Genomic DNA, 12,944 nt, shown 5'->3' with positions numbered 1-12,944 from the left:
TTATCCTCCCAAACGCTCGACGGCCATGGCGACGGCCTCGCCACCGCCGATGCACAGCGAAGCGACACCACGCTGCGCCCCGCGCTCTTCCATCGCGGCCAGAAGCGTCGCCATCACCCGCGCCCCGGAGGCGCCGATGGGATGGCCGAGCGCGCAGGCACCGCCATTGACGTTGAGCTTCTCGCGCGGAATGGCGAGATCCTGCATGGCGAGCAGGGCCACCACGGCAAAGGCCTCGTTGATCTCATAGAGGTCGACCTCTTCGGGATCCCAGCCAGCCTTGACCAGCGCTTTGCGGATCGCCGGGGCGGGCGCAGTGGTGAAGTCGGCCGGCGCCTGCGCATGCACGGCATGGGCGGCGATGCGCGCAAGCTGCGGCAGATGCCGCTCCCGCGCCACGGAGGCGCGGGTCAGCACCAAGGCGGCGGCGCCGTCGGAGATAGAGGAAGCGTTGGCGGCGGTGATGGTGCCGTTGGAGCCGAAAGCCGGTTTCAGTTGTGGAATGCGGCTGGGATCGGCGCGCTTCGGCTGCTCGTCATACTGCACGACGCTGTCGCCGTTCCGGCCCTTGACCAGGACGGGCACGATCTCGCGCTCGAAGGCGCCATTGTCCTGCGCCTGCCTTGCCCGCGCAAGACTTTCGAGGGCGAAGGCGTCCTGAGCGGCACGCGTGATCTGATGTGCGCTTGCGGTCTCCTCCGCGAAGGTGCCCATCAGGCGCCCTTCGTCATAGGCATCCTCCAGACCGTCGAGATAGAGGCTGTCAACGATGCGGTCATGACCGATACGCGCGCCGCTGCGATGCTTGGCGAGCAGATAGGGCGCGTTCGACATGCTCTCCATGCCGCCGGCGACCACGATATCGGCGGCACCGGTAGCGAGCAGGCCGCTGGCGAGGATCGCCGCCTGCAGGCCTGAGCCACAGACCTTGTTGACCGTGGTCGCGGCGACGCTATCGGGCAGGCCTGCGCCGATGGCGGCCTGGCGAGCGGGCGCCTGGCCGAGGCCCGCGGCGAGCACACAGCCTATGAAGATCTGGTCAATGGCATCCCCCTCCACCTCGGCCCGCTTGACCGCCTCATGCACGGCGCGGGCACCCAGCTCCGTCGCCTTCAGGCTCGACAGAGTGCCCTGGAAGCTGCCGATGGGCGTCCGCGCATAAGACGCGATCACGATGGGATCATCCGCCATATCGTCTCCTCACTGGGTCTCGCGATAAAGCTCCCGCCCGATCAGCATGCGCCGGATCTCCGACGTGCCGGCGCCGATCTCGTAGAGCTTGGCGTCGCGAAGCAGCCGTCCGGCCGGGAAATCATTGATGTAGCCATTGCCGCCCAGGGCCTGGATCGCCTGAAGGGCGACCTGCGTGGCGGCTTCGGCGGCGTGGAGCACGCAGCCCGCCGCGTCCTTGCGGGTGGTCTGGCCGCGATCGCAAGCCGCCGCCACGGCATAGACATAGGCGCGGGCGGCATTCGAGGCGGTGTACATGTCCGCGAGCTTGCCCTGCATGAGCTGGAACGCACCGATAGGTTCGCCGAACTGGCGGCGCTCATGCACATAAGGCACCACGAGATCGAGCGCCGCCGCCATCAGGCCGAGCGGCCCGCCGGCCAGCACCACGCGTTCGAAATCGAGGCCGGACATCAGCACGCCGACACCCGCATTGAGCTTGCCGAGCACGTTTTCGGCCGGCACATGGCAATCCTCGAACACCAGTTCACAGGTGTTGGAGCCGCGCATGCCAAGCTTGTCGAGCTTGGGCGAAGGGCGGTAGCCGGTAAAGCCACGCTCGACGATGAAGGCGGTGATGCCGCGCTGGCCGGCAGAGGGATCCGTCTTGGCATAGACGACCAGCACGTCTGCATCCGGCCCGTTGGTGATCCACATCTTGGTGCCGTTGAGCACGAATCCATCACTCCTCGCCTCCGCCCGCAGGGCCATCGACACCACGTCGGAACCGGACCCCGCTTCGGACATCGCCAGGGCCCCGACATGCTCGCCGGAGATCAGCTTGGGCAAATAGCGCTGCTTCTGCTTAGGTGTGGCATGACGCGTGAGCTGATTGACGGCGAGATTGGAATGGGCGCCATAGGACAGGCCGACCGCGCCCGAGGCCCGGCTGATCTCCTCCATCGCCACGCAATGGGCGAGATAGCCCATGCCGGCGCCGCCATAATCGGGTTCGGCGGTGATGCCGAGCAGGCCGAGATCGCCAAGCGCCGGCCACAGATCGCGTGGAAAGCTGTTTTCGCGGTCGATAGCGGTGGCGCGCGGGGCGATCTTTGCGGCGGCGAAGCGTCGGACGCTGTCGCGCAGGGCCTCGATTTCGGCGTCCAGACCGAAGCTCAGACCGCCATCATACATGGGTGTTCTCCACCGTCATTTGCGCCGCCAGGGCCTGCGCGGCTCGCGATCGTGGCTTGGTGCCGAGGACCGCGCAGACGGCCGTGCCTGCCGCAGTGAGTCGCCTTAGATCGACGCCGGTTTCGACCCCGAGACCCGCCAGCATGTAAACCAGATCCTCGGTCGCCAGGTTCCCGCTGGCCCCCGGCGCATAGGGGCAACCGCCAAGGCCGGCGACGGCCGAATCCACCGTCGTCACGCCGAGGTCGAGGCAGGCGAGCACATTGGCGAGCGCCTGGCCGTAGGTGTCGTGGAAATGCAGGGCGACAGAAGCGATGCCGATCTCGCCAGCCACTGCCGAAACCATGGCGCGGGCGTCATCGGGCGTGCCGACACCGATAGTGTCGCCGAGGGAGACTTCTTCGCAGCCCATGTCCGCGAGCCGCGTGGCCACATCGACGACCCTCGTCAGCGGCACCTTGCCCTCATAGGGGCAGCCGAGCACGCAGCTGACATAGCCGCGCACCCGCAACCCCTTGGCGCGCGCCTCGGCCACGATGGGCCGATAGTCCGCCAGGCTCTGGTCGATGCCGCGCCCGATATTGTGACGGCTGAAGGATTCCGAGGCCGCGGCGAACACGGCGATGCTGCGCGCGCCAGCGGTGAGGGCGTCACCGAAACCGCGGCCATTGGGTACCAGAACCGGCAGGCGGATCTTCGGCGGCAGCGACAAGCCGGCTAGCACGCCGGCCGTATCGGCCATTTGCGGCACATGCCTGGGCGAGACGAAGCTGCCCGCTTCGATCGTTCTGAGCCCCGCTCCGGCCAGCGCCTTGATCAGGCCAATGCGGGCGGCGACCGGCAGGACCCTCGCCTCGTTCTGCAACCCGTCGCGCGGCCCGACTTCGACGACATGGATCGATCTCGCCCGGCTCATGCGTCCGCCTCCAGCACCACGAGTTCCGCGCCGGCCACAACCTGCTCGCCGACGCCGACATCGACCGAGCGCACCCTGCCCGCGCGTGGCGCCGCGACAGTGTGCTCCATCTTCATGGCCTCGATCACCACCAGCGCCTGCCCCTTCTCGACCGCGTCGCCCGCCGTCGCCGAGACCGCGAGGACGAGGCCGGGCATGGGAGAGACGATCCGGCCGCCGGCAGTCTCCTTGCCCCCTTGCGAGCGCCCAGGAGCAAGGACCGTGAAACGATAGACCATTCCCCCGGCGAAAAGATGGATATCGGCGCCCTGCGCAAAGAAGCGCAGATTGACGAGCCGGTCATCGATCCGAAGCCTCGCGGCACCGCCCGGCTCGGAACGCCCCGACACGGAGAGGCGGTGTCCTGCGAAGGCAAGCTCGTACCCTTCCCGTGCCCAGGTGACGTCTACGGCAGCCGTGTCGCCCGCGATCGCGAGCTCGAGCCGCCGACTTGCCGCGCCACCGAGCCGCCAGCCATGGGTCCGGTCCCAGGGCGAAAACGGGTCGGCCGGATCGGCCGCCTGACCGGAGACGCGCTCCATTCCCCGTAATGCGAGGAAGGCGGCCGCAGCGATCACGGAGGCTTCAGGTGGAGGCGCGGGTGCCAGCAGATCCGCGTCATGGCGTTCGATAAACCGGGTGTCGAGATCATCAATTCCCGCAAAGGCCGGATGGTCGATGATGCGGGCGAGGAAGGCGCGGTTGGTGGCGGGGCCGACAACTTCCGTGGCTCTGAGCGCCGCCGCAAGGCGAGCCATGGCGTCTCCCCGATCGGCGCCACGGGCAATGATCTTGGCGAGCAGGGAATCGTAATGGACCGAAATGCAGTCGCCAGCCTGGAACCCGGTATCGACACGTATGCCGGGTCTGCCCGCAGGCAAGGCGAGATGCTCGATGCGGCCCGTGCTCGGCAGGAAGCCACTGTCGGGATCCTCGGCACACAGCCGCGCCTCCATCGCATGGCCCTGGCAGGTGATCGCAGCCTGAGGCAGCGGCAGCCTTTCGCCGGCGGCGACACGCAGCTGCCATTCAACGAGGTCGAGACCGGTGATCGCCTCCGTGACCGGATGCTCGACCTGCAGCCTGGTGTTCATCTCCATGAAGAAGAAGCGGTCATCCGCCACCAGGAATTCCACCGTGCCGGCGCCGCGGTAGTCGACCGAGCGCGCGCAGGTGATGGCGGCCCTATGGAGATCCCGGCGCAGCGTCTGCGGCAGGTCCGGCGCCGGCGCCTCCTCGATCACCTTCTGGTGGCGGCGCTGCACCGAGCAATCGCGGTCGAAGAGATGCACGACGTTGCCGAAACTGTCGGCGAACACCTGCACCTCTACATGCCGGGCCTTCTGCAGATAAAGCTCCAGGATGACCCGGCCGTCGCCAAAGGCGGCCACCGCCTCGCGCTGCGCTGCGTGCAGGGCTGCAGGAAGATCCCCGGCCGTTTCCACCACACGCATGCCCTTGCCGCCGCCTCCGGCTGAAGGCTTGATCAGCAACGGAAAGCCGATGGTTTCAGCGGCCTTTGCCAGTGCCCCGGGCGACCGATCCTCGCCATCATAACCCTGAAGCACGGGCACGCCCGCCGCCGCCATGCGCACCCGCGCCTGTGCCTTGTCGCCCATGGCGCGGATGGTGGCGGCGGTGGGGCCAACGAAGATGAGGCCTGCTTCGACGCAGGTGGCGGCGAAATCGGCATTCTCGGCCAAGAAGCCATAGCCGGGATGCACAGCATCGGCACCACTGGCCTTGGCCGCCGCCATGATCTTCTCGATGGCGAGATAGCTCTCGCGGGCCGGCGGCGGCCCGATGCAAACCGCCTCATCCGCAAGCTTCACGGCAAGACTGCCGGCGTCGGCGTCCGAGAACACCGCGACACTCCGAATGCCCATGACGCGGGCCGTGCGGATGATGCGCACCGCGATCTCGCTGCGATTGGCGATCAGCAAGGTGCGAATCCTTGTCCGCGCACCATCGCTCACGGCATCCATCCCGGCTTGCGCTTGGCAAAGAAGGCGGCCAGTCCCTCGCGGGCCTCGGGCGATGAGCGGATAGTGGCGATCCGACGCGCACTTTCCTCGATCCTCTCGGCCGTGATCGGGCCATCCATGTCGCCGGCGAGTTTCTTCGCCGCAAGCACCGCCCGCGGCCCGCCGGACAGGATGGCCGACAGGGCGCGTTCGATGGCCTCGTCCAGTTCCTTGACCGAGACGATTTCGTGGATCAGCCCCAGCCGCAGCGCTTCCTCGGCCGAGAAACGTTCGGCCGTGACGAACAGGCGCCGGGCCGCGCGCACGCCGATGGCGCGGACGACATAGGGGCTGATGACAGAGGGGATCAGGCCGAGCCGCACTTCACTGAGAGCGAAGCGCGCCTCCGGCACGGCAATGGCGATATCCGAGCAGGCGATCAGGCCGACTGCCCCACCAAAGACGGCACCGTGGATGCGGACCAGCGTGGGCTTGGGGCAGGTATCGACAACACGCATTAATTCGGCGAGCAGCCGGGCGTCGGCGAGATTGTCCTCCGGCGACGCGTCGGCCACCCGGCGCATCCAGGCAAGATCGGCCCCCGCCGAGAAGGCCGCCCCCTCGGCACGCAGCACGACGGCGCGGATCGCCGGGTCCTGGCCGACGGCACTATAGGCCCGCGTCAGCTCGGCGATGAGATGATCGTCGAAGGCGTTCATCACCTCGGGGCGGTCGAGCGTAATGACCGCAACCGTGCCTTCCCTGTGCACATGCAGGCTCACATGCGGAACACGCCGAAGCGTGTCTCCCTGACCGGGGCGTTACGCACTGCCGACAGGCCGAGCGCCAGCACCATGCGCGTTTCGGCGGGATCGATGATACCATCGTCCCAGAGGCGCGCGGTGGAATAATAGGGACTGCCCTGCTCCTCATACTGGGCGCGGATCGGCGCCTTGAAGGCCTCTTCCGCTTCCCCATCGATTGTGGACTGATCGTTCCGCGAAGCATCGCGTCGCACCTGCGCCAGCACATTGGCGGCCTGCTCGCCCCCCATCACCGAGATGCGCGCATTCGGCCACATCCACAGGAAGCGCGGATCGTAGGCCCGGCCGCACATGGCGTAATTGCCGGCGCCGAAGGAATTGCCGATCACCACCGTGAATTTCGGAACGTCGGCCGCCGCCACCGCGGCTACCAGCTTGGCGCCATCCTTGGCGATGCCACGGGCCTCGTAGTCGCGCCCGACCATGAAGCCGGTGATGTTCTGTAGGAAGACGAGCGGTATGCCGCGCTGGCAGGCAAGCTCGATGAAATGCGCGCCCTTCAGCGCCGATTCCGAAAAGAGGATGCCATTGTTGGCGAGGATGGCCACCGGGTAGCCCCAGATGTGCGCGAAGCCGGTCACAAGGGTCGAGCCGTAGGCCGCCTTGAACTCATCGAACTCCGAGCCATCGACCAGGCGGGCAATGACCTGGCTGGCGTCATAAGGCTTGCGCGGATCGGCGGAGACGATGCCGTAGATCTCATCGGCTTCGTAGAGGGGGGCACGCGGCGCCTGCCGCTCGCCAGCACCGGGCTTGCGGCGGTTGAGGCCGGCGACGATCTCGCGGGCCAGACCGAGCGCCTGCGCATCGTTCTCCGCAGCGTAATCGGCAACACCGGAGATGCGGGTATGGGTATCGGTGCCGCCGAGTTCCTCGGCGCTGACGGTCTCGCCCGTGGCGGCCTTCACCAGAGGCGGGCCACCCAGGAAGATCGTCGCCTGATCCCGCACCATGACGACCTGGTCGGCCATGGCGGGCACATAGGCGCCGCCTGCGGTGGAACTGCCCATAACCACGGCGATCTGCGGGACGCCTGCGGATGACAGCCGAGCCTGGTTGAAGAAGATGCGGCCGAAATGCTCCCGGTCGGGAAACACCTCGTCCTGCTTCGGCAGGAAGGCACCGCCGGAATCAACGAGATAGAGGCAGGGCAGATGGTTCTCGGCCGCGATGGTCTGGGCCCGCAGATGCTTCTTCACCGTCATCGGGAAATAGGTGCCGCCCTTCACCGTTGCGTCATTGGCCACCACCATGCATTCGCGCCCACTGACGCGGCCGAGGCCGGTGATCAGGCCGGCGGCCGGCACCTCGTCGTCGTAAAGGCCGAAAGCGGCGAGCTGCGAGAGCTCGAGGAAGGGCGAACCCGGGTCGAGCAGGAGATCAATGCGCTGGCGCGGCAGCAACTTGCCCCGCTTGACATGCCGTTCGCGCGCCCGAGCCGAGCCGCCCAAGGCGGCCTGGGCGATCTTTTCCTTCAGGTCCGAGCTGAGGGAGAGCAGCGTTTCGCGATTGCGCCGATACGCATCTGAACGCCGATCGACTGTATCCCCTATGATCGGCATGCGGTGCGCCTTGCCCTTCGGCTGCTTGCCGCAGCCAGCATTTCATCATAAAAGAACGTACGTTAGTTTTTATAATGAGGCGCGGACCGATCCGCAAGTGAATTAGCACGGCTGGTAATCATGGCACGCAGGGCTGGCTCGGATGGGGCGAAGACGGCAGAGGCGATCCGCGCCGCCGGCCTCAGGCTGATCTTCGAGCACGGCTATGAGGGCATGAGCCTGCGCGATCTTGCCGAGATGGTCGGCGTCCAACCAGGCTCTCTGTACAACCACATTGCCACCAAGCAGGCCCTGCTGTTCGAGCTATTGTCCGGGCATATGCGCACGCTCACCGCCGCGCTCGACGAGGCCCTTGCTGGGGTGGAAGGCCCCCTCGCCCGGCTCGATGCCTTCGTCGACTTCCATCTGCGCTATCATCTCACCCGCAAGATGGAGGTGTTCGTCAACAATTCGGAGCTGCGCAGCCTGGAACCGCGGAACCGCGCTGTGATCACCGGCCTGCGCCGGGACTATGAACGGCGGCTTGCCGACATCCTCGCAGAGGGCGCGGCCGATGGCGTGTTCACCGTGCCCGACGTGAAGGTCGCGACCTATGCCATCCTGGCGCAACTCACCGGCGTGGTCGGCTGGTACGCGCCGGACGGGCGCTTGAGTGAAGACGAGGTGGTCGCGCTTCATTACCAACTTGTGCTGCGTGGGATCCGTGAGAGCGCGCAGACGATACGTCCTTGAGATCTGGCCGCAATCCTCCCGGCCATTAGCGGCTCAAACTGGCGTCTATCGAGTCGGCGGCGTCAGCAGGGCTAGCATCTGGCGAACCAAAGCACCGGGGGGATAGGGCTTCGGCAAAAGGCCGGCTACGATGACATCTGGCTCGTTCTGAACGTCGATCCAGGCAGAGTGGATCAGAATCTTCATCGCAGGAAGATGACGGGTTGCATAGCGTACAAGGGCCAGTCCTTCTGGCGCATGATCCACGTCGATATCGACAATCATCACATCGAAATCGCGGCGAAGCAGGAGCATTGCCATCGCGGTGACGGCACTCTCGCTCTCGATGACCTCATATCCTTCGTCGAGTAGTTCGTTTGCGCAGATCAGCAGGGATGCGAGATCGCATTCGACCAGCAGAACCAAAGCCGAAGTCGCTGGGAGGTCGAGATGGCCGTCGTTGTGACCATCAACGCCGTTGGCAGTGGCGGCGATGACCCGAGACAGCGCAAGGCAAGGCAAAATTGGGGGCCTTGCATCTGTGCTACTCTCAACAGAGCCGACAAAAGCCTTAGGGCCGCGTAGCCCTCCTCCTGCTTCAAGCATCAAGACGGCCCGACTGCTCTTGCCGCAGCCCCATCGAGTTGCAGCATAGCATCGAATTCGGCTGGCGCGATGCGCACGATCTGTATCGGGTTCTGTGGCTTGGAAATCGCCGGCAGATGAATAAGAGCCGCGATGCGTCGATAGGCGAGAAACGACAGGCCCTCGAGCAGTTCCTCATCCATGTCGACCCGATAGTCGCCCGGAGGCTGGTTCTCCTCCATGCCGTCGATTTGGAACGGCTTCATGAACGTTACGGTCGACTGAGTTGTACGAATGGCCATCCCGTCTCTCCCCGGTGATCGGATAATTCCTGCGCAAGTGGCCTTAGGCTCCGCCTTCACGGATGGCCGCTACGCGTCTGCCTGCAAAGTGGATTGGGAGGTACCTGTGTGCGCCACCTTCATTCCTCCACCTTGCGATCGCGTTCGCAGGTTCGTCGCCAGGCGAAAGGGAGGGGAAAGACCGGGTCTGTATCATTTCACCCGGTCGGTACTGTGGAGCAGATGCTCGCCAGCAACTCGCTCATGAATCTCAATGCTGCGCTTGATACGGTATTGCGGTTCGGGCGATATCTCGGGCAGGAGGCGGATTACTTCGTAGCCAGTACCATCCGCCATATCGCGATGCTCGCTCCGTAGTGAGACATGCTCGCCGAGCTTGAATTTATGCTGTTTCATTTGGCTTACCCCGACGCGTTCAACGCGATTTGCCTGCCAAGGAATGCCAGGCCAGAAACTAAATTCTTAAAATCTGTGAAGAGAAAAATATTCGAAAGAGGATTTTAGATTCAATTTTTCACAAATATCAAACACTACAACCTAACATTCTCATATTACTCCTTGTTTCGTGAAATAGCTATAATTTTCACCAAGAGTGAATTATTTTAATTCGGTAATCGAAAGGCCTATGAACTGAAAATTTTTCTCAGTAATTCAAAAATATTTTTATCAATTACTTTTAGCACTCGTAGCGCTAGAGTGCTAAAGGGCGTATAAGGACGGGGCAGCGCGCCGACGCGCGCCAGCCCGAAAGGGGTACCCCAATGACATTCCGACCTTTGCACGACAGGGTCGCCATCAGGCGGCTCGAAGGCGAAGATAGGTCCAAAGGCGGGATCATCATTCCCGACACCGCGAAAGAGAAACCTCAGGAGGGCGAAGTGATCGCCGTCGGCCCTGGGGGTCGCGACGAGGCCGGCAAGCTCATTCCAATTGGCCTCAAGCCGGGCGACATCGTCCTATTCGGCAAATGGTCGGGTACAGAAGTCAAGATCGACGGCCAGGATCTCCTGATCATGAAGGAGAGCGATGTCATGGGCATCGTCGATGAGGTGAAGGTTACCGCCAAAGCGGCCTGATGCACAGCGTCCGACCCTTCCATTCATAGGATTAACGGAGTTCCACCATGCCCGCTAAAGACGTCAAATTCTCCACCGATGCTCGTGACCGGATGTTGCGGGGCGTCGAAACTCTGAACAATGCCGTCAAGGTGACGCTCGGCCCCAAGGGGCGCAACGTCATCATCGACCGCTCCTTCGGTGCGCCTCGCATCACCAAGGATGGTGTCACCGTCGCCAAGGAAATCGAGCTGGTCGACAAGTTCGAGAATATGGGCGCCCAGATGGTGCGCGAAGTCGCCTCGAAGACCAATGACCTGGCAGGTGACGGCACCACGACGGCGACCCTCCTCGCTGCCTCCATCTTCCGCGAGGGCGCCAAGTTCGTCGCGGCTGGCATGAACCCGATGGACCTCAAGCGTGGTGTCGATATCGCCGTGCTTGCCGTGGTCAAGGACATCGAGGCACGGGCCAAGAAGGTGCGATCCTCCGAAGAGATCGCCCAGGTCGGCACCATCGCAGCCAATGGCGACGCCTCGATCGGCGCCATGATCGCGGAGGCGATGAAGAAGGTCGGCAATGAAGGCGTCGTTACGGTGGAGGAGGCCAAGAGCGCCGAGACCGAACTCGATGTCGTCGAGGGCATGCAGTTCGACCGAGGCTACCTCTCACCCTATTTCATCACCAATGCCGAGAAGATGTCGGCAGAACTGGAGGATGTCTACCTCCTGATCCACGAGAAGAAGCTGGCAGGCCTGCAAGCCCTGCTCCCGCTACTCGAAGCAGTAGTACAAAGTGGCAAGCCGCTCGTCATCATCTCCGAGGATGTCGAAGGCGAGGCGCTGGCGACGCTGGTCGTCAACAAGCTGCGGGGCGGACTGAAGGTCGCGGCCGTCAAGGCCCCTGGCTTCGGTGATCGCCGCAAGGCCATGCTCGAAGATATCGCCACGCTGACGGCGGGCCAGCTGGTCTCCGAGGATCTCGGCATCAAGCTGGAGAATGTCACCATCGACATGCTCGGCCGCGCCAAGCGCGTGCGCATCGACAAGGAGTCGACTACCATCATCGACGGTGCCGGCAAGAAGAAGGACATCAAGGCCCGCATCCAGCAGATCAAGGGCCAGATCGAAGAGACGAGTTCCGATTACGACAAGGAAAAGCTGCAGGAACGCCTGGCCAAGCTTTCGGGCGGTGTAGCGGTCATCCGTGTCGGCGGCGCAACCGAAGTCGAGGTCAGGGAGAAGAAGGATCGCATCGAGGACGCGCTGAATGCTACCCGCGCCGCGGTTCAGGAAGGCATCGTCCCCGGCGGCGGCGTGGCCTTGCTGCGGGCGAAGGCGGCCTTGTCGAAGGTCACCTCGGACAATCCCGATGTTCGGGCCGGCATCGCCATCGTCATGCGAGCCCTTGAGGCGCCAATCCGGCAGATTGTCGAGAATTCCGGCGTCGAAGGCTCGACTGTGGTGGGCAAGCTTCTGGAAGCGAACAATCCCAATGCCGGCTTTGATGCCCAGACCGAGCTCTATGTCGACATGATCGAAGCGGGCATCATCGATCCCGCCAAGGTGGTGCGAACCGCCTTGCAGGACGCAGGTTCAGTCGCGGCCCTCATGATCACTACCGAGGCGATGATCGTGACGGCGAAATCGGATGACGCCGGCGCGATGTCCAATAGCGGGATGGGATATTGAAGATGGCCCTTGTGGAGATGACAAAAGTCGAAGAGCGCGCGAATGGCCAACTTCTGTTTAATGTTCGGGTGCGCTCGATCACAGGCAGGATGGAACTTCCAATCGCGATCAAAGACCAAGGATCATTGGCCTTGAACGAAGCCACTGTTCTTCGGTCCACACTCGGCTTTGCAGAGGAACTGGCGGCGGCGGTTCGCCCCGACAAAGGGTAGCGATTCATAGATCTCAAAATCAGTTTTGAATGCTGATTGGCGGCGAGTCTGCCGAAGAGCTAAGCTGTTCGTGAAATTCCTGACTTTTGGCGCAACTGAGTCAAGCGTCGATATCGCAGTGTTTCCTTCGTCGCAAAAGTCGGGCGCAAAAGTCATATTTTGCAAATGACTTTTGCGAGGATGTGGACGGCAGTTCGACCGCCCAGTCCCCGGCAAGGAGATCGGCACAAACCTCGCTACTGGCGACACCGATATCGGGAGAGCAGAAAGCGCATCTCACTGCTGCGTCTGGTCGAACGCCTCGCGCGAGCGCTTGATCGCTGGCATCTCGGCATCGGCCCAGTCGATCAGGCCACGCATCGGCTCCTGCAGCGAGCGGCCGCGCTCGGTCAGTCGGTACTCCACGCTCGGCGGCGTGGTCGGGAAGACGGTGCGCTCGATCAGCCCGTCGCGCTGCAGGCTGCGAAGCGTCTCTGTGAGCATGCGCTGGGAAATGTCGTCGATGGCGCGGCGCAGCTCACCAAAACGGTGCGGGCGTTGCGCCAATGTCATGATCAGGAGATAGCTCCATTTATCCCCGATGCGATCGAGTATATCGCGAATGGCGCATTCGGGGCGCGGGCGCTTGCCGCGGGCCAGCCTAATCGGCTCCGCCGCAGGCATGAGACGGGCCAGAGCCGTTTCCCGTGCAGACATATTCACTCTCACTCTTGATGCTG

14 protein-coding genes are annotated in these 12,944 nt (G+C 63.7%); 4 read left to right on the top strand and 10 right to left on the bottom strand.

The annotated features are described in order from the left end of the window. Genes QQL24_RS10005 through QQL24_RS09980 form a run of 6 tightly spaced genes read right to left on the bottom strand, consistent with a single transcriptional unit; the run spans position 1 to position 7,669 of the window. Complete coding sequence (locus QQL24_RS10005; RefSeq protein WP_284311830.1) at positions 1-1,191, bottom strand: thiolase family protein; 1,191 nt, start codon at positions 1,189-1,191, stop codon at positions 1-3. A 9-nt stretch (positions 1,192-1,200) separates the two neighbouring features. Then, a complete protein-coding gene (locus tag QQL24_RS10000) occupies positions 1,201-2,364 on the bottom strand; it encodes an isovaleryl-CoA dehydrogenase (RefSeq protein WP_284311829.1) in 1,164 nt (387 codons plus the stop codon). Then, a complete protein-coding gene (locus QQL24_RS09995) occupies positions 2,357-3,280 on the bottom strand; it encodes a hydroxymethylglutaryl-CoA lyase (RefSeq protein ID WP_284311828.1) in 924 nt (307 codons plus the stop codon). The genes QQL24_RS10000 and QQL24_RS09995 overlap by 8 nt, the downstream gene beginning before the upstream one ends. Beyond that, entirely contained in the window at positions 3,277-5,295 is a 2,019-nt protein-coding gene (locus QQL24_RS09990) for an acetyl/propionyl/methylcrotonyl-CoA carboxylase subunit alpha (protein WP_284311827.1), read from the bottom strand. Before QQL24_RS09990 ends, QQL24_RS09995 begins: the two co-directional genes overlap by 4 nt. Beyond that, positions 5,292-6,065 (bottom strand): enoyl-CoA hydratase/isomerase family protein, encoded by a 774-nt coding sequence (locus QQL24_RS09985; RefSeq protein WP_284311826.1) that lies wholly within the window; start codon positions 6,063-6,065, stop codon positions 5,292-5,294. The genes QQL24_RS09990 and QQL24_RS09985 overlap by 4 nt, the downstream gene beginning before the upstream one ends. After that, positions 6,062-7,669: a carboxyl transferase domain-containing protein gene (locus tag QQL24_RS09980; RefSeq protein ID WP_284311825.1), complete on the bottom strand. Its 1,608-nt coding sequence runs from the start codon at positions 7,667-7,669 to the stop codon at positions 6,062-6,064. The genes QQL24_RS09985 and QQL24_RS09980 overlap by 4 nt, the downstream gene beginning before the upstream one ends. Before the next feature lie 120 nt (positions 7,670-7,789). Between QQL24_RS09980 and QQL24_RS09975 the strand changes: the two genes are divergently transcribed. Next, entirely contained in the window at positions 7,790-8,401 is a 612-nt protein-coding gene (locus tag QQL24_RS09975) for a TetR/AcrR family transcriptional regulator (RefSeq protein ID WP_284311824.1), read from the top strand. Positions 8,402-8,446: 45 nt separating this feature from the next. On the opposite strand, the gene QQL24_RS09970 is transcribed toward QQL24_RS09975, so the two are convergent. From QQL24_RS09970 to QQL24_RS09960, 3 genes are all read right to left on the bottom strand, one after another. Next, complete coding sequence (locus QQL24_RS09970) at positions 8,447-8,989, bottom strand: DNA-binding transcriptional response regulator (protein WP_284311823.1); 543 nt, start codon at positions 8,987-8,989, stop codon at positions 8,447-8,449. After that, positions 8,986-9,267 carry a hypothetical protein gene (locus QQL24_RS09965; protein ID WP_284311822.1) on the bottom strand — a complete coding sequence of 94 codons (282 nt, stop codon included), beginning with the start codon at positions 9,265-9,267 and terminating at the stop codon, positions 8,986-8,988. The genes QQL24_RS09970 and QQL24_RS09965 overlap by 4 nt, the downstream gene beginning before the upstream one ends. Positions 9,268-9,459: 192 nt before the next feature. Continuing rightward, complete coding sequence (locus QQL24_RS09960; protein WP_284311821.1) at positions 9,460-9,663, bottom strand: hypothetical protein; 204 nt, start codon at positions 9,661-9,663, stop codon at positions 9,460-9,462. 365 nt (positions 9,664-10,028) lie between these two features. On the opposite strand from QQL24_RS09960, the gene QQL24_RS09955 reads away from it, so the two are divergent. Genes QQL24_RS09955 through QQL24_RS09945 form a run of 3 tightly spaced genes read left to right on the top strand, consistent with a single transcriptional unit; the run spans position 10,029 to position 12,225 of the window. Further along, positions 10,029-10,343 carry a co-chaperone GroES gene (locus QQL24_RS09955; RefSeq protein WP_284311820.1) on the top strand — a complete coding sequence of 105 codons (315 nt, stop codon included), beginning with the start codon at positions 10,029-10,031 and terminating at the stop codon, positions 10,341-10,343. Positions 10,344-10,390: 47 nt separating this feature from the next. Then, positions 10,391-12,013, top strand: a complete 1,623-nt coding sequence (gene groL / locus QQL24_RS09950) for a chaperonin GroEL (RefSeq protein WP_284311819.1) — start codon at positions 10,391-10,393, stop codon at positions 12,011-12,013. Positions 12,014-12,015: 2 nt separating this feature from the next. After that, complete coding sequence (locus tag QQL24_RS09945) at positions 12,016-12,225, top strand: hypothetical protein (RefSeq protein ID WP_284311818.1); 210 nt, start codon at positions 12,016-12,018, stop codon at positions 12,223-12,225. Positions 12,226-12,501: 276 nt separating this feature from the next. Here the strand turns inward: QQL24_RS09945 and QQL24_RS09940 are convergent, their stop codons facing one another. Then, positions 12,502-12,888 (bottom strand): winged helix-turn-helix transcriptional regulator, encoded by a 387-nt coding sequence (locus QQL24_RS09940; protein ID WP_284311893.1) that lies wholly within the window; start codon positions 12,886-12,888, stop codon positions 12,502-12,504. Positions 12,889-12,944 lie beyond the last annotated feature (56 nt).

Origin of the sequence: Labrys miyagiensis (genome assembly GCF_030160835.1) — a bacterium.
GTDB lineage: Bacteria > Pseudomonadota > Alphaproteobacteria > Rhizobiales > Labraceae > Labrys > Labrys miyagiensis.
The sequence above is the reverse complement of the archived record's forward strand: the minus strand, read 5'-3'. Positions and strand labels throughout refer to the sequence as shown.